Consider the following 17,690-nt stretch of genomic DNA (forward strand, 5'->3'; position numbering starts at 1 on the left):
AGGTCATGATGAAATCGATTGATTTACCCAGCTATCGTTTTGCCAAAAACCGTGGTGCAACCATATGGGAACAAAGTGATGACGGCGTGTTAACACTGGCTGTATCAGAACATGCCAAACCGGCAGCGATTGCTGAATTACAACGATTATCTGAACAACCGGTCAAACTCAAATTTTTGAGTGAGGCTGAATACCGCAAAGTTATACAAAAAATATACCACCACCAACAATCCATGACCGATGATGTGGTGGCGGATTTGGACAGCAGTGAGTCAGAATTGGCACAAGTGGCTGAAGTTTTAGCGGAGCCGGAAGATTTGTTGGAAAGCAAGGATGACGCCCCCATTATTCGCTTAATCAATGCCTTATTGGCGGATGCCGTCAAAGTGGGTGCATCTGATATCCATGTGGAACCTGGTGAACAACAATTATCGATTCGTTATCGGGTGGATGGGGTTTTACAGGAGGTGCTAACCCCAGATCGGGCTTTGGCCGGTTTAATTGCTTCGCGTATTAAGATTATGTCGAAACTGGAAATTGCCGAAAAGCGCTTGCCACAAGATGGTCGAATTTCTTTAAAAATAGCCGGACATCCCATCGATGTGCGGGTGTCCACCATCCCCGGCGCTTTTGGTGAACGCATTGTCATGCGTTTGTTGGACAAACAAAGCGGCCAATTGTCATTAAAGCAATTGGGAATGAATGACACCCATTTGGCGCAAATGCAGCAGTTGTTACAATTGCCACACGGTATTATTTTGGTGACCGGACCCACCGGTTCCGGTAAAACCACCACCTTATATGCGGCTTTGGAAGCGCTCAATGAGCGTTCCCGAAATATCATGACCATCGAAGATCCGATTGAGTACCATTTGGACGGTATCAGTCAGACCCAAGTGAATAGTCGGATTGACATGAGCTTTGCCCGCGGTTTACGGGCCATATTGCGACAAGATCCTGATGTCATTATGATTGGTGAAATTCGAGATTTAGAGACCGCAGAAATCGCCATTCAAGCCAGTTTAACCGGTCATTTGGTGTTTTCAACCTTACATACCAACACCGCTGTCGGTGCTGTTACTCGATTGATTGATATGGGTGTGCCGCCATTTTTATTGGCGTCATCATTGAAAGGCATGATTGCCCAGCGTTTAGTCAGACGACTGAATCCTGAACATCGCATTAAACAAGTCCTTGATCAACAAAGTCGCGAGACCTTGGGTCTACCGACAAATCTAGAATTTATTTATCAGGCCAATGATCAATTACCGGTGCAACAGGCCTACAGTGGCCGTGTCGGTATTTATGAAGTCATTACCATGACTGAAACCCTGAAGCAGTTGATCCATCAACAAAAAAATGAAAGTGAATTAACCGCCGAGGCGAGACAACATTTTGCGCCAATGGCCGCAGATGCCCGGGAGAAATTATTGGCCGGTATTACCTCAGCGGATGAGATTATGCGGGTGCTGAGTGAATAACCATGGAGGCTTTTGAGTACACATCCTTAGATACAACCGGACGTACCAAAAAAGGCATTATTCAAGCCGAAAACGCCAAGCAAGCCAGGCAGTTATTACGCAGTCAACAACTCACGCCGATTGATGTACAACAGGTCATAGAACGACATGTCAGTAGCGGTGATCTACGTCGGTTTCGGTTGCGATTTAAAAAAAATGAATTACCCCTGATTATTCGACAACTGGCGACTTTGGTGGAAGCCGGCTTGCCCATTGATGATGCTTTGTTAACCTTGCAAGAACAAAGTGACCACCGGAACACCGAGCGAATTTTATCGACCCTGTATGCCAAGGTCATGGAAGGACAGTCATTGGCTTATGCCATGCGCTTATTTCCTAAAGCGTTTGACGAATTGGTGGCCACCAGTGTGGAAGCCGGAGAACAAGCAGGACAATTGGCTGAAGTGTTATTGCAATTGGCTGACTATTTAGAAACCCGTGAAACCTTGGGTAAAAAATCCTTATCGGCATTAATTTATCCCATGATTTTAGTGGTTACAGCGATTGCGGTGGTGGCTGGTTTGATGGTTTATATTGTGCCTAAGGTGATTGATGTGTTTGCCTCTGCCAATGTTGTGTTACCGGTCATGACACGGGTGCTGATTGCCATCAGCGATTTTTTAAGTCGCTTTGGGTGGTTGTTAATATTGATCTTGGGTTTGTTAACCCTGGGCTTTTTTACAGCCTTACAAAAACCGGAATTTAAGTTAGCTTGGCACCGTTTATTACTTAAAATGCCGGTGTTGGGTCCACTCACCCGCACCGCGCAAAGTGCCCGATTTACCCGAACTTTAGCTATTTTAACCCACAGTGCGGTGCCGATTGTGTCGGCCTTATCTTTGGCTTCTCAAGTGGTACGCAATGAGGTGATGCGGCAGGCGTGTCAACAAGTGGCGGCGGCGGTTCGGGAAGGTGCATCATTGGCTGGTGCCATGCGTTCAGTGGGAGAGTTTCCTTCATTAACGGTCAAACTGGTTAACTCCGGTGAACAAAGCGGTCGTTTAAGTGATATGCTTAATCGCATCGCCATGGTACAAGAACGGGATGTGGAAAATAAACTCACCACCTTAACCAATGCCATACAGCCCCTGGCGATATTATTTGTCGGTTTAATGGTCCTGTTTATTGTGTTGGCCATGTTATTGCCTATTTTTCAAATCAATACCTTGTTGACTTAATCACATGATCAGTTTTAACCGCGTCAGTAAGTCCTATGGCAAACACAACAAAGCACTGGCTGATGTCAGCTTTGAAGTGGATGCCGGAGAGATGTTGTTTCTAACCGGTCATTCCGGTGCCGGTAAAACCTCGATATTAAAGCTTATCATGCGTATTGAAACCATGTCCTATGGGCAGGCTCAGGTCAATGGTCATAATTTACGGCAATTATCCGATAACCAATTACCCGGATATCGGCGTGATTTAGGCATGATTTTTCAAGATCACCGACTCTTGGAAAACCGCACAATTTTAGATAATGTGGCCATGTCCATGTGGCTGCGTGGGTTTACTGTCAAAGACAGTCGTAAACAAGCGCGGGTGATTTTAGGACAGGTGGGTTTGGCCGAAAAAACCCAGTTTTATCCCAGTCAATTATCCAGTGGTCAGCAACAACGGGTGGGCATTGCCCGTGCCATTATTTCAAAACCGGCGATTTTACTGGCCGATGAGCCCACCGGTAATCTTGACCCGGATTTGTCTTTGGAATTGATGGATTTATTTATGCGCATTAATCGTAATGGCACCACGGTGGTGATTGCCTCACATGACTTGGTTTTGATTAAACGGCTGCGTAAACGGGTTTTGGTGCTCGATTCAGGGCGTCTGATTGATGATTACCGACCGATATGAATCAAACAGTTGATAATCAACCCAATGGATTTAAACGCTGGTACCGAGGCCACGGACGGGCCATCATGGGTGGTTGGCGTATGCCCATGCACACACCCTATAGCAGTTTATTTACCGTGATTACTTTGGCCATTTGTTTTTATCTGCCGCTTTTGATGTGGACCTTGTGGCAAAATTTTGATGGCATTCAGCAGCAATGGCAGAACCAAGGCAGCGTCGCGGTATTCCTAAAACCCAATGTCGGTGAACAGCAGCGTCAAAATTTACAAGCTGAATTGACCGATAAAAAGTTAATCTCTAAAGTTGTTTTGGTGGCCAAACAAGACATCAAATCAGATCTCAGTGATGATCCGCAATTAAATCAGGTGATTGCTGTGATTGATGATTATGACTTACCGGACCAACTCATGCTTACACCCCATGAAGCGGCCACCGTCGATCAGCTCAAAAGCCTGGCGAAACAATTACAGCTGCATCCGGACATTGATTATGTTAGTTTTGATGCTGATTGGTACCGACAGTTACAGGCAGTTACACGTGCCTTGTATTATGTGATGCAAGGCAGTATCGCCATATTTTTAACCATTGTTTTGGTGTTTTTGAGCCATTCAATTGGAAATGAAGTGGCCGCTCATAAAGCTGAAATTAGCTTAAAGAAATTATTGGGCGCTTCGCCCGGTCAAATTCGCAGACGGTTTTTATATAGTGGCCTTTATTACGGTGTACTGGCCGGTTTATTGGCTTGGCTGTTATTAGTTATTACCCTGTGGTGGATGAAAAAACCCTTAATGGCGTTAACGATGAGTTTCGGTCGCGCCTTTGAAATCAATGCCGGTTCCATGTCTGACTGGTTAATTTTTATTACTTTATGTGCTTTCATATCCTGGCTAGGTGCACGTATCAGCAGCTCCGGTCATATTCATAAACTGTGATGATTTCGAGTCTGATACGCTATCAAGTAAGTGTCTTTATCGTGTACAATAATCCGTATGACTGAATCCCATAAAGTACTGATTGCCGACTCCTCTAAGTTGGCGCGCACCATGACAGAAAAGTTGGTGAAGAAGATTAAACCTTACACCGATGTGATTGCAGTCAGCAGTGTTGCTGAAGCCTTGGAACATCTTAAAGAACATCGGGTGGATTTAATTCTGACCGCACTTCGTCTAAAAGACGATGATGGCACTAAAATTTGTGCCTATGTCCGTGAAAACCACCATTATTTACCGGTGATTATCATCTCAGGAGATGTCGATAAACGCCTTAAAGATCGCCTGTTAGGCAGTGATGTCACAGACTATATTGATAAATCCGCCGGACAAAAAGGCCTGGAAATTTTTCTCACTGGTTTGTTACAGCCGGACGATGAGATTAACGGCAAGATTTTATACATTGAAGACTCTGCGGTTGTTGCACATGCCACTAAAAAACTATTACAAAATCACAACATTGATATCACCCATACGTTAAGTGTCACCGATGCCAAAGAACTGATTCCAACGCGAGACAGCGCCTATGACCAGTTTGATTTGGTGTTAACCGATTATTACCTGAAAAATAATGAAACAGCGATGGAAATCTTGCATTATGTGCGCACTGATTTGGAGCTGGATAAAATCGACATGCCGTTTGTCATTATGACCGGCGATGAAAATACCGATAATCAGAAAAAAATTCTAAACAGTGGTGCCAATGATTTAATTGGTAAGCCGGTTAACCAAGAAGCGCTGGTGAAAAAAATCAAATTCCAAATCCGTTTTACGCAATTTCACCGGGCTAAAATTAAACAAGACGATTAACCCCATGGCAGAAAACGTGTCGCCGAAATTGGAATCATCTTGGCTAAAAGTCTTAGCAGATGAATTCCAGCAAGATTACATGCAAGCACTGAAACAATTTTTGTTACAGGAAAAGCAACATGGCCAAGTGATTTATCCACCCGGATCACATATATTTGCTGCTTTCGACAGCACCCCATTAACGCAAGTGAAAGTGGTTATTCTCGGCCAGGATCCTTACCATGGCCCCAATCAGGCGCATGGTTTGAGTTTTTCGGTTCAAGCCGGCACCGCTTTACCTCCTTCCTTAAAAAACATATATAAAGAACTACAAAGCGACTTGGGTGTTGTTAATGGTTCGGGTGATTTAAGCGCATGGGCCGAACAAGGTGTTTTACTGCTTAACAGTGTCTTGACGGTGCGTAAAAACCAGGCAGCCAGTCACCGTAATCAGGGATGGGAACAGTTCACTGATGCTGTGATAAGAATTATAAATAATCAATGTCAACATGTGGTGTTTATGCTGTGGGGCAGTTATGCTCAAAAAAAAGGCCAGGTCATCGATACCGATAAACACCTGGTGTTAACTGCCCCGCATCCATCACCCTTATCAGCGCACCGCGGTTTTTTCGGTTGTCATCATTTTTCTCAAGCCAATACCTATTTAAAAACCCATCATGGTAGCGAAATTGACTGGGAATTACCCTAAAACCATTATTTTGTTTTTTTAACGGCCGGTAAAGCGTTTATAATCATGCTATGTGTGTGGTTAAAAAACAATATGTCTTATTAATTCTGCTATTTAGTATAGCAATGGCGTTTGCCAGTAATGAAATACCCAAAAATGTGGCACCGTGGGTGCAAGAACTTTTGGACAAGCCTCAATACCAAGGGCAAATTAACCGTTATGGATATGCGGTTGGTGGTGAGCTGCGGTTAAAACTTGAACAAGATTTTGTCGATGAGATTGAGATGCCCACAAGACATGAGGACGCTGCCACACGTCTGCTTGATTATGATCAGTTTTTAGGTGGTCAATACCAAACAGGTCATTTCATCATTAAACATGTTGGTGGCTTGCAGTTGTTTTTACCCTTTGGGATTTTTGAAGGGGTACAGTCCGGTCAATTGTTTATTGAAGGTTCTATTAAGTTTCGCCATCAGGGTATGTCCCTGGACTTTAATGATTTACGCATTGCCCATGCTAAACGTTCGCCCAAAGCCGGAGATATGGCGGTGTTGGATATAATTGATGGTGAAGACATCTTGTTTCATTTGGATAATATCCACACAGTCTGGGAGCAGGGAAACAGCGTTTTAAGATACCAACATGTGGATGTTCGTTTAAGTCAATGGTTGGCAGATCGTCTTAACAAATCCGACCTGACCGGTCAAGTGGTGGGTTCTGTGCAAATGATTAACAATGTCAGTCAAAATGAACTCAACGCAAGCCTAAAGGGTTTGCCGCCTCAATGTAATTCAAGACCGGTGTGGCCGTCTGCTCAAAGTCACGCCGATGTTATGTTAATTGCGTTAACAGGAGAAAGCCGAGCTGTTAATGGTGACAACACTCGGCGTATTATTATTCCAACGGCACGTTTGCAGAATATTGGTGATGCCGATGTCCCATGGTATCGTGTTTTTACCGGTTCATTTCCGCCGCATAATAATGACCAGCATCCTTATTTGATGTGGAATTTATACAAACAAAAAAATGGCCGTTTTACACAAATAGGGGCTTCTGCGCTAAAACATGCTTTTTATACCACTAACCAAGATTGCGATATAGACTGTGATAACAATAATATTTTATGGCCGGGTTGTCGTGATACCTACGGCAGATTGAGTAATGATAATAATTTATATTTAGCACCGCGCAGTGAAATAAATCCTTTTTTGGGCACTTGGGACAGTTGTGGATCTTCTTTTGATCCCGGGTGCACAGGTGGACGGACAAACGCCGCTGCCAGTGACAGTCAACGCATGAACATTAAAGTCAGTGATTTTACTGAAAATCAGGCAAACTATTTTTTATCAGCGTGGTATTTGGTACGTGATGATGTCAATATTTATAACAGTATGGGCAGTCGTCAGGTTGCTTATAATCCAAGTAATAAATATTTAACCAACACCGGCCCCTTTGCGCAAGGTCCTGCCGCTGATCGCTGGGTACCTGATACCGGTTTTGATATAGCTGCGATGACTTCATCTTTTCGGGTTTTACAAGCCGGTGCCGGCCATCTGTCTGTGAAAACTAAAGTGATTGATTTGGGGGGTGGGTTATACCGATACCATTATTTTGTGGAGAATTATGATTTCAATCCGGGTATATCAGCGCTGACTATACCGTTACAAGCTGGTACCAGTGTCAGTCAATATGATTTTAGCGACGTGGATGATCAAACTAATAATGATTGGGCGTTAACAACCCCTGTCGGTAGTAGTTTGCAAATGCTTGCACCTAACGGCAATGACATCAGCTGGGGTTATGGCTATGCTTTTTCAGTCACCCTGTCACAAGCACCAGTGTCGAGTTCGGTGACCTTAACCGGTGCGTCGGGATATGGTAACTTTACAGTTCCGGCTTTGGCACCCCTTTCGGACCTGATTTTTACTGATAATTTTGAAAATTAACAAGCGTTCAGCAAGTCACTGTAAAAATTTCGTTATTCTGTTAAAATAACCCTCTTTTTTATTGAAGACTCAAAAAATACCATATGGCAAAAGAAGATGTAATTGAATTAGAAGGTAAAGTGATTGATACTTTACCGAACACCATGTTCCGTGTTGAATTAGAAAACGGGCATGAAGTGGTGGCGCATATTTCCGGTCGCATGCGCAAGCACTATATCAGAATATTAACCGGGGATACCGTTACAGTTGAACTCACTCCTTACGATTTAAGCAAAGGACGAATCACCTTCCGCAGCAAATAGAGGAATGTTCTTGGGACTTCATTCACTTTTTCGATAAATTAATTTAAATGTAAAAAGTGAAAGCGGCCACTGCGAACATGTCTTTTGTCTTCGCGCACTTCGCCTCTGATTCGCTTCGCTCACGGCCTTAACGGACATTCCGTCACGCTTCTTTGCTTCGCAAAACCGCATGACTTCATTTACCTGGCCTAACCGGCTCGGCGGGTCCATTTACTAAGCAGCAAAATATGTATCAATCGGCTTTTTCTTCTTGTTGGTGATGTTGTTTGACGTCGGTTTCAATGTTAAATGTTAATTTATCTTGATCGACGTCGACTTTAACTAAGCCGCCATTTTTTAACTTCCCAAACAAGATATCATCCACCAGTGGTTTTTTCAGGTATTGGTCAATGGCACGTTGCATGGGTCTGGCACCCATATCTCGATCGTAGCCTTTGGCAACAAGCCAGCTGCGGGCATTGGCACTGAGCTGGAATTTTATTCCGGGTTCGGTTAATAGATGCTCTAACTCAATCATCAATTTATCGACAATCCGTTCGATGTGGCTCGCTTCCAGATTTTGGAAGGGCACAATGGCATCCAGACGGTTTCTAAATTCGGGGGTAAATACCCGCTTGATTTCCAACATGGCATCACTGCTGTGATCTTGGTCTAAGAAGCCAAAGCTACTTTGGCTGTGTAAAGTGGCACCTGCGTTGGTGGTCATGACCACCATCACATGACGGAAATCGGTTTCACGGCCGTTGGAGTCGGTTAGTTTGCCATTGTCCATGACCTGTAAAAGAATATTCATGATATCCGGATGGGCTTTTTCAACTTCATCCAAAAGCACAATGGCATGTGGTGTTTGATGAACCTTATCCGTCAATAAACCACCTTGTTCATGGCCCACGTAGCCGGGAGGGGCGCCAATTAATTTGGAAACCGAATGTGGCTCCATGTATTCCGACATATCAAATCGAATCAGTTTAAGACCCAGATGATGGGCTAATTGTCGAACCACTTCGGTTTTGCCAACTCCTGTGGGACCGGCAAACAGTAAGTTGGCGACCGTTCGGTGATCACGATTTAAGCCGGCACGCGCCATTTTTATGGTGTCCGCTAAAATTTCAATGGCTTCATCCTGCCCAAAAATCACATGTTTCAAATTTCGTTTAATGGATTTAAGGCGGTCAGTGTCTTGTTGATTTAAATCGGCCACCGGAATTTTAGCAATGGATGCCACCACCCGTCGGGCGTCGGCTGCTGAAATAGGTTGTTGTTGCAGTCCGTGAATACGCTGCCAGGCACCGGCTTCATCGATGACATCAATGGCTTTATCCGGTAAGAATTTGTCACTGATGTGCTTAGATGATAGTTTGACAGCTGCGGTGACCGCCTCATCTAAATAACTGACTTCATGAAAGTCTTCATAATAAGGTTGTAAGCCGCGTAAGATTTGAATGGCTTCTGTTTCAGAAGGTTCAGTGATGGTGACTTTTTGAAAACGTCTTGCCAGGGCGCGATCACGATCAAAAATGGTACGTACCTCGTCTTGGGTGGTGGCGCCGATACAACGTAAACTGCCTTTACTTAAGGCGGGTTTTAATAAATTCGACGCATCCAAGGAGCCGCCCGAGACCGCACCGGCACCGATGATGGTGTGAATTTCATCTATAAACATGATGGCGTGGTCGATATCAGCAATGTATTTGATCACTGATTTAAGGCGTTTTTCGAAATCGCCACGGTATTTGGTACCGGCTAACAATGCACCTAAGTCCAGCGCAAATACTTGTGCATCCTGCATGACTTCAGGAACTTCACCTTTGACAATTTTTAATGCCAAGCCTTCTGCAATGGCGGTTTTTCCGACACCGGGCTCACCCACCAATAAAGGGTTATTTTTAGAACGTCTCATTAACACCTGAATGACACGTTCCACTTCCTGATCTCGGCCAATTAATGGGTCAATTTTACTTTGTTGGGCTTTTTTGTTTAAGTTAACAAGAAAGCTTTTGCCACTATCAGGCTTTTTCTTGTCGGTGTCATCATTCTGACTGTCTTGCTGTTCAGTTAAAGACTGTTCGACCTCATCAAAGCCACCATGAGCAATGCTTCTAACCACATCGTAGCGTGATACACCTTGCTTGTTCAGTAAATAAACCACATGAGAATCGGATTCGTCAAACATCGCTACCAAAACGCGGTCACCTGTCACTTGACTGACTTCAGCCGATTGTGCGGAATAAATGGCCCGTTGTATGACCCGGCGAAAAGCCAGAGTCGGTTGGGTTTCAAAGTCCGTTTCCGCAGGTAAAATTTTGACATGCTGGGCAATCAACACTTGCAAGTCTTGTTCCAGTAAATGCAAATCTGCACCGACCATTTTTAATACTTGCAGCGCTTGTTTGTTTTTTAGCAATGCCAGCATTAAATGTTCCATGGTCAACAATTCATGGCGTTTTTGCCGAGCGAGTGTGTATATTTCGCTGATATTCTGATCTAACTGACTGTCTAACATTTACACCACCTCACTGACACATAACAACGGATGCTCATGGTCGCGAGCATAATCGTTGACTATTGTGGTTTTGGTTTCCGCCACTTCATGGGTAAAAATACCACAAATACCTTGTCCTCGGGTATGCACATGCAGCATGATTTTGGTGGCTTGAGATTCATCCATGTAGAAAAATTTGCGAAGAACTTCAATGACGAAATCCATCGGTGTAAAGTCATCATTGATGAGCATTACTTTGTACATTTTCGGGTCGTTAATCTGGGATTCCAGTTGTTCCAGCAGATCAACGCCTTGTTGGGTTTTGTTTTGTTTGTTGGTCATGGGTAGTTGTGTTTACTATTATTAACTCATAATATCATGGTTGTCGACGCGCTTTTCAAGTCATCGTCTTAGATGTTCATTTTACATGAAGGCGCGTGAAAATTAAAAAAACTGATAATACATTGTTTTATCATCCTTTTTTCACATAATCACGATAAAATGTGCTTATGAAAAAAATAAAAGTTGCCATTAGCGCCTGTTTATTAGGCCAAGAAGTACGTTATAACGGCGGTCATAAACACGCGCCGTTTTGTACCCAAGTATTATCCAAGTGGTTTGAGTACTTACCCATTTGCCCGGAAGTTGAAATTGGTATGGGTGTTCCACGCGAGCCAATTCGTTTGGTCATGGAAGGTGATCAAGTACGGTCAAAAAATGTCGGTGACCACAGTCAAGATTACACAGATCAACTAACAGACTATGCCCACCAAAAGCTACCTGAGCTGGCTGATGTTTGTGGCTATATATTTATGCAAAAATCACCCAGTTGCGGCTTGTTTCGGGTGAAAGCTTATTTACCAACGGGTATGCCCCATAATGAACCACAAACCGGTATTTACGCCAAAGTCATTGATGATGAATTGCCTTTATTGCCTAAAGAAGAGGCCGGCCGTCTTAATGATGTACACCTTCGTGAGAATTTTATTATTCGGGTGTTCGCCACAGATGCCTGGCGGCGAGAAGTGCTGAGTGACAACGCGCCAGGGGCACTGGTGGAATTTCATCGCCGCTATAAATTTTTACTACAAGCGCATTCCGAAGTGATGTACCGTGAACTGGGTCGATTAGTGGCCAGAGCCAATGAAGGTGAGAGCATTAGACGGGACTATTTTCAATTATTCATGCAATGCCTGGCCAAACCCGCCAAAATAAAAAGCCATGTTAATGTGCTTTACCACTTATTGGGATTTTTTAAAAATAGCCTAAGCACTGAGGCCAAAGCCTCCATCATTAAAACCATAGAACAATATCAACAGCAAAAAGTCTTCCTGATGACACCACTCACCATGATGCGCCATTATGCTGAAGTCCATCACATAAATTATTTATTAGAGCAAGTATATTTACAGCCCTATCCCAACGAATTGGGGTTGCAGAACCACATTTAAGAAACATTTACCAAATATAAAAAGAGAGAGCTATGAATCGATTGACAAAATTATTATTAAGTATTGTTGCGCTTGTTGCTTTTCAACAAGTTGGTGCCATTAGATTAAGTGATAATGACCAAGGCCAAGCTTTAATTTTCCCTTACTATTCTGTACAAAATGATTTACGCAGTACCATCACCATTCAAAATAACAGTAATCAATATAAGGCCATCTCAGTTGAGTTCAGGGAAGGCTTTAATGGTCAACCGGTTTTGCCATTCAATATATATTTATCACCACTAGAATCATGGTCGGGTCAATTGGTCTCGGCAACCTCTACATTTGGACCGCCTTATTCTGGTCAGGCCACCACTCATTTACTCAACTTTAATCAAGGCTGTGCTCCTTGGTTAAGTAACCCTCAAAAATTTTATCCATATGAAATAGATAATGATCCGGCAATTAACAATTTGGTGCGGACCCAGACCGGCTTTATCCAAGTGTATGAAATGGGTGAAGTGACCGGCGACCATGCCAGTGCAATTGATAATGATTGTGGTTTTATTGATGCTTCATGGAATGCAGGTGGACAATGGAGCTTGAATCCGAATATTGATATACAGCCGGCCACCGGTGGCCTCTCTGGCTCATTAGTAATCAAAAATATGGTTACTAATGATGATCTGAACTACCAAGCCATAGCGATTAATAATTTCCATGATTCCGGTGATTTTTTACATGGGTCATCTGGAAATATGTTGCTCATGGATGCCAACACATTAAGAAATCAATTAGAAATCAACAGCCAAGCTCAAGAGCATAACTGGCAAGCAGCCTATAAAGCTGCCAGTGCTCCCTTTGTGAGAACTCTATTGAGTGATCAGTTTATAAAAGATGCCGGTACCGATACTGAAGTTGTACTTACTTTTCCCACAAAAAATAAATATGTTAATTATTATCAGCCAAACAGAGCGCCTTTTACCCAGGAATTCCAAAGCCAGGGCGCCTGTGAACTGGTTTCGGTTAGTACCTATGACAACAATGGTGTTTTAGAACCCCAAGTTAATCCACAAGTAGCGTCACTGTGTCGCAGTGTCAATGTACTGGGTTTTAATCATGCCAATTACAGCACAATGTCTTATTTATTAGATCAGTATCACGGCTTAATCAACATTCAATCAGAATTAGGAACGGTGGAATTTGATTTCTCCCGTTTTGCCACCGCTGACGCCTTTGATACGGCGAATAGCAATGAACGCTATGTCTATTATGGTTTGCCGGTAATCGGTGTTGTCATGCATAAAGTTGAAGCCGGTGGTAATACTTCATTGACTATGCAGGAAATGACGCCTTCACAGCGCATTGTTACCGACCTTATTTTTGGGAATGGTTTTTAAAATAGTTGTTTATTTAATTCGCAATCCGGCTTAATGTTGGCCGTTAACACTTTATAAGTGCTGTCACATTATTTTAGTGGTTGCGATTAGTTTTGAAACTGGTTAATTTTTAACGTAAACTCTACTTTATTATACAGCCGATTTTTATCGGATAATTTTAATTCACCCAAGTTTAATGCCATGAAAAAAATAAAATTAAATCGTTACTTTTTGCTTCTGTTGTTTCTGCTTCTGTTAAGCGGGTGTGGTAAAAAAACGGTGACAAAAACAACCTATGATGACCTCTCCAATCACCATGAAATAAACCATATCGTGGTTTTGTCGATAGGTAATAAGAATAAGGCGGAAAGTATTCGGTTTGAAAATAAGCTGGCTAATGCCATCAATCAAAATGGTTTAAAAGCCACAAGTTTCCAGGCAAATCGAACACACGGTGATGATATCAGTGAGAAATCTGTTAAATCATTGGTTGATGAAATCGGCGCCGATGCAGTGCTTGTCACAAAGTTGGTATCGATTGAATATGACAGCAAGATTAAACCCGGTCGACCTGAAGTGATTAAAACACCGTTGAATCATGGCTTGAAGGCTGTTTTTCAGGAATATGAGGTGATTAACATTTACAATCCTGAGCAAGTGAAAATTAAAGCGGACGTGAAAATTAATGCCAGGCTGTTTTCTGCCAAGACAGAAAACATTGTATGGTCTGCTGACACCGCTACATTTAAAAGAGATGATAGTGATAACGTCATCAATGATTTTATCAAATCAATCACCCATGAATTAATGAAAAAACTGCGTTAAGCACAGTATTCAGATTTTAGAACTAACTAAAAAGCCATGGATCCCGACACATAGCCTGTCGGGGTTGGTGGTGATATCAATAAGTTATTTTTCATCAAAAGCTTGTTTTAGTGCCGGTAGCACCGGATCTGAGCCAAACCAGATTCTCAAATAGTTATTTAAGATAAATGCATTGTTTGTGTTTTCAAGCAACTCGCTGTTTTTGAACAGTTTTAGACTGTTTTCGTGAATAATCACAAGGTCGTATATGTCACCGTCTTGGACATCTTGGTAGGCTTTATTAAATTCGTTGACAGCACCCTTTATGGCGGATTGGTTTTCTATTTTGAGGTTGCGTAAAAAATATTCGGTGGCACTGCTGATGAAAAAATCACGTTTTATCGTTCTAAAATACCTGAAGCGCAGCAGTACCGGTGAAGCTGTCAGAATGTTTTGATTGTCTTGGCAATTATCCGTGAACCAGTCCACATCCACTATTTTGAAGATGAGACCTTTGCGCACCAGATGGTGGCCGCACTGTTGCCATTGCTGTGTATAAGCCACTATTTCTTTGGACTGACTGTTGGGCTCAGTGGCGTGCGTAGCAAAACAGACAAATAAAAATGATACCAGTGTAATTGTTTTCGAACTCATCGATTTTAGAGTCTTTGTTTAATTTTGATTAAAAAACGACCAATGAAAGGCAAATGCTCATAAAACGCTTCGGCACTGTTCCAAAAGTCGTGCTGAAATGTGATTTGACCCTGTTCATTAAAACGGAGCTGACTGATACCCACTGATTCTGAACTGATGTCTTTGCCGACGGCAGTAAATGTCATGTGCATGCGCCAGCGAACGTAATAATCACTGTCACTTTTAATGACCTCCAGAATGTCAACTTTGGAGTCCGCATTTTCAGTGGTCGAAGTTAAATATTGAATGAGTTCATCACGATGAGTGATGACCTTAAATGTGTCATTAAAGTAAAGTTTTTCGGCATACACTGTGCGGATATTATCGGCTGTGGCTCCTTTAGACATGTCCGCAAAGATTCGCTGCATTTGCTCTTTGGCATCGGCCTGATGCGTTACGGACTGTTGCGCTAAGGCATCAAAATAAGCATGGAAACTGTGATCGGACTTATATCCCGAGGAGCGGGTGCAGGCATAGAGCACTAAGAAAATCAGTGCTAAAATTATTATAGCTTTAATCACAAGAATAACTCATTTTTAGAAACATCCATCATACCGTTGGCTGTGTCGAGTCCCTGTGAAAACCGAGATTCTTGGCTTCACATAGTTTTCACCTTCTAGACTTAAAATAGAGTTTTTAAAAATATTCATTTGAATGAAAAAATTGTGGCTACAATGGTTTGATAATCAACAAAATCAAGTGTCTTCACAAGACGCGGGAATTGCGTGGTCACGAATCTTGCCTTTTGTGTTTTTGCACTTGGCCTGTTTGTTGGTATTCTTTGTGCCTTTTACCGGTTTCGCATTATTGGTTTGTGGTTTATCCTATTTTGTCAGGATGTTTGCCATTACCGCTTTTTATCACCGATATTTCTCTCACAAATCTTTTAAAACCGGGCGAGTTACGCAGGCTGTTTTTGCTGGTTTAGGTGCCACGGCCACTCAGCGTGGACCTTTATGGTGGGCAGCCCATCATCGTCATCATCACATTCATGCCGATACGGATCAAGACAGTCACAGCCCAAAGCATGGATTCTGGCACAGCCACATGGGGTGGTTCTTGCAATCTAAAAACTTCACCACCCAAGAAAAATACATCAAAGATTTGAGTCAATACCCTGAACTGCGGTTTATCGATCGCTATGACATTATTTTTCCCTTAGTCTACATGGTTCTGCTTTATGTTCTTGGTGAGGTTTTAGCTACTTTGTATCCTGCCTTAAAGACCGGTGGCTGGCAACTTGTTTTATGGGGTTATGTGGTTTCTACAGTGCTGTTGGCACATGTAACCTATGCCATCAATTCACTGGCGCATGTGTTTGGTAGTCGTGAATTTGATACCGGTGATAACAGCCGTAATAACTTCATTTTGGCTCTGCTAACCCTTGGTGAGGGATGGCACAATAACCATCATTGCTGTCCCGGGTCAGTGCGCCAGGGGTTTCGCTGGTGGCAAATTGATATCAGCTATTATGGTTTGTGGTTAATGTCTAAAGTCGGTTTGATTTGGGATTTGAAAACCCCCAACGAAGTATTGTTGAATAAGAAAAGATTGAGTGAGGTGGTGTCGTGAGAGTGGCCATTATTGGTGGTGGTATTTCGGGCTTAATGGCCGCTGATAAGCTTAATGGCCTTGTGGATTACAGTTTATTCGAGGCATCGCCAAACTTAGGAGGGCATGCCGATAGCCATGACATTGAGGTTGACGGTCAGACAATAACTGTGGACACCGGTTTTTTGGTCTATAACGAATCCCGATATCATCATTTTAAAGACATGCTTAACCGTTATGACGTTGATACTGAAGCCTCGGACATGAGTTTCGCCGTTTCCAACCGAGTCACCGGATTAGAATATAACGCCACCAGTGTGGGCGGTCTATTTTGTGATAAAAAAAACTTTGTTAGTGGTGCTTTTTACCGCATGATTTATGACATTATACGTTTTTACCGCAAAGCCCCTAAACTTCTTGCCGATGAAGTGGATGTGGGTATTTATGATTATTTGCTGACTGAGAAATATTCTGAATATTTTATTTATGAACACATGATGCCGATGGTCAGTGCTTTATGGTCCGGTGATTTTGAAACGGTTAAAGACTATCCCATTTATTATTTATTGCGATTTATGGCTAACCATAATATGTTGCAATTAACCGGCCGACCCCAATGGCGAACCATTTCAGGCGGTTCACAAAACTATGTAAAAGCCATTGAAAATCACTTGCAAGGATCGGTTTACCGCAACCAGCCGGTACATTCTGTTTGGCGCGATGATCAAGGTGTTATCGTAACCACAGATGAAGGCAAAGAACGTTTCCAAGCCGTAATTTTTGCCACTCACGTGGATGATACATTAAATTTACTTGACCAACCTAGCTTACTGGAAGCTGAGGCTTTGGGCGGTATCCGCTATGTTGAAAATCAAATGGATTTACACACAGATGGTCGTATATTGCCACGCAATAAAAAGGCCTGGGCCAGTTGGTCGGTTAATTATTATGGCGAAGCCGCTGCTGGTTGTCAGGTGAATTATTACCTCAATAAACTGCAAAACTTACCGGTTCAATCCCCGGTAATCGTCAGTCTAAACCAAACACAACGTATTAATCCTGAGTTGTGTTTACTCAGTAAAACCTACCGTCATCCGGTTTATGACCGTCAAACACCGGTTAAACAAAAACAGATACAGGCTTTGCAAGGTCACAACAACAGTTTTTACTGCGGTGCCTATTTAGGCTGGGGATTTCATGAAGATGGCGCGCAAAGTGGGGTTGAGGTGGCAAAATTAGTGCAGGAACAGTATGTTAAATAATGAC

The 17,690-nt window shown here is 42.8% G+C and carries 17 protein-coding genes; 13 read left to right on the forward strand and 4 right to left on the reverse strand.

What is annotated here, in order from left to right; all coding sequences use genetic code 11:
• Positions 1–5: 5 nt before the first annotated feature.
• From gspE to infA, 8 genes are all read left to right on the forward strand, one after another.
• Positions 6–1,481 (forward strand): type II secretion system ATPase GspE, encoded by a 1,476-nt coding sequence (gspE, locus tag OS173_RS07420; RefSeq protein WP_323373185.1) that lies wholly within the window; start codon positions 6–8, stop codon positions 1,479–1,481.
• Between the two features lie 2 nt (positions 1,482–1,483).
• On the forward strand, positions 1,484–2,698 hold the full coding sequence (gene gspF / locus OS173_RS07425) for a type II secretion system inner membrane protein GspF (RefSeq protein WP_267183639.1): 1,215 nt from the start codon (positions 1,484–1,486) through the stop codon (positions 2,696–2,698).
• Between the two features lie 4 nt (positions 2,699–2,702).
• Positions 2,703–3,371: a cell division ATP-binding protein FtsE gene (gene ftsE, locus OS173_RS07430; protein ID WP_267183640.1), complete on the forward strand. Its 669-nt coding sequence runs from the start codon at positions 2,703–2,705 to the stop codon at positions 3,369–3,371.
• Positions 3,368–4,303, forward strand: coding sequence for a cell division protein FtsX (locus OS173_RS07435; RefSeq protein ID WP_267183641.1), 936 nt, complete (start codon positions 3,368–3,370; stop codon positions 4,301–4,303). Before ftsE ends, OS173_RS07435 begins: the two co-directional genes overlap by 4 nt.
• A gap of 57 nt (positions 4,304–4,360) precedes the next feature.
• Positions 4,361–5,170 (forward strand): response regulator, encoded by an 810-nt coding sequence (locus OS173_RS07440; RefSeq protein ID WP_267183642.1) that lies wholly within the window; start codon positions 4,361–4,363, stop codon positions 5,168–5,170.
• 4 nt (positions 5,171–5,174) lie between these two features.
• Positions 5,175–5,858, forward strand: a complete 684-nt coding sequence (ung, locus tag OS173_RS07445; RefSeq protein WP_267183643.1) for a uracil-DNA glycosylase — start codon at positions 5,175–5,177, stop codon at positions 5,856–5,858.
• A 56-nt stretch (positions 5,859–5,914) separates the two neighbouring features.
• Positions 5,915–7,783: a hypothetical protein gene (locus OS173_RS07450; RefSeq protein WP_267183644.1), complete on the forward strand. Its 1,869-nt coding sequence runs from the start codon at positions 5,915–5,917 to the stop codon at positions 7,781–7,783.
• Positions 7,784–7,866: 83 nt separating this feature from the next.
• Entirely contained in the window at positions 7,867–8,085 is a 219-nt protein-coding gene (gene infA, locus OS173_RS07455; RefSeq protein WP_267183645.1) for a translation initiation factor IF-1, read from the forward strand.
• Between the two features lie 232 nt (positions 8,086–8,317).
• On the opposite strand, the gene clpA is transcribed toward infA, so the two are convergent.
• Both clpA and clpS read right to left on the reverse strand, forming a co-directional pair.
• Positions 8,318–10,588: an ATP-dependent Clp protease ATP-binding subunit ClpA gene (gene clpA / locus OS173_RS07460; RefSeq protein ID WP_267183646.1), complete on the reverse strand. Its 2,271-nt coding sequence runs from the start codon at positions 10,586–10,588 to the stop codon at positions 8,318–8,320.
• The gene (gene clpS / locus OS173_RS07465) at positions 10,589–10,909 is read right to left on the reverse strand and encodes an ATP-dependent Clp protease adapter ClpS (protein ID WP_267183647.1); all 321 of its coding nucleotides are present in this window, start codon (positions 10,907–10,909) and stop codon (positions 10,589–10,591) included.
• A 167-nt stretch (positions 10,910–11,076) separates the two neighbouring features.
• On the opposite strand from clpS, the gene OS173_RS07470 reads away from it, so the two are divergent.
• From OS173_RS07470 to OS173_RS07480, 3 genes are all read left to right on the forward strand, one after another.
• Complete coding sequence (locus tag OS173_RS07470) at positions 11,077–12,018, forward strand: DUF523 and DUF1722 domain-containing protein (protein WP_267183648.1); 942 nt, start codon at positions 11,077–11,079, stop codon at positions 12,016–12,018.
• A 32-nt stretch (positions 12,019–12,050) separates the two neighbouring features.
• On the forward strand, positions 12,051–13,397 hold the full coding sequence (locus OS173_RS07475; protein WP_267183649.1) for a hypothetical protein: 1,347 nt from the start codon (positions 12,051–12,053) through the stop codon (positions 13,395–13,397).
• A gap of 180 nt (positions 13,398–13,577) precedes the next feature.
• Positions 13,578–14,201 carry a hypothetical protein gene (locus tag OS173_RS07480; RefSeq protein ID WP_267183650.1) on the forward strand — a complete coding sequence of 208 codons (624 nt, stop codon included), beginning with the start codon at positions 13,578–13,580 and terminating at the stop codon, positions 14,199–14,201.
• Between the two features lie 84 nt (positions 14,202–14,285).
• On the opposite strand, the gene OS173_RS07485 is transcribed toward OS173_RS07480, so the two are convergent.
• Together OS173_RS07485 and OS173_RS07490 are read right to left on the reverse strand one after the other, a co-directional pair.
• Complete coding sequence (locus tag OS173_RS07485) at positions 14,286–14,834, reverse strand: chalcone isomerase family protein (RefSeq protein ID WP_267183651.1); 549 nt, start codon at positions 14,832–14,834, stop codon at positions 14,286–14,288.
• A gap of 5 nt (positions 14,835–14,839) precedes the next feature.
• Entirely contained in the window at positions 14,840–15,394 is a 555-nt protein-coding gene (locus OS173_RS07490) for a nuclear transport factor 2 family protein (RefSeq protein ID WP_267183652.1), read from the reverse strand.
• 133 nt (positions 15,395–15,527) lie between these two features.
• Between OS173_RS07490 and OS173_RS07495 the strand changes: the two genes are divergently transcribed.
• Entirely contained in the window at positions 15,528–16,445 is a 918-nt protein-coding gene (locus OS173_RS07495; RefSeq protein WP_267183653.1) for an acyl-CoA desaturase, read from the forward strand.
• Positions 16,442–17,686 carry an NAD(P)/FAD-dependent oxidoreductase gene (locus OS173_RS07500; protein WP_267183654.1) on the forward strand — a complete coding sequence of 415 codons (1,245 nt, stop codon included), beginning with the start codon at positions 16,442–16,444 and terminating at the stop codon, positions 17,684–17,686. Before OS173_RS07495 ends, OS173_RS07500 begins: the two co-directional genes overlap by 4 nt.
• The last annotated feature ends 4 nt before the right edge of the window (positions 17,687–17,690 follow it).

Origin of the sequence: Marinicella gelatinilytica, from assembly GCF_026410405.1 — a bacterium.
GTDB lineage: Bacteria > Pseudomonadota > Gammaproteobacteria > Xanthomonadales > Marinicellaceae > Marinicella > Marinicella gelatinilytica.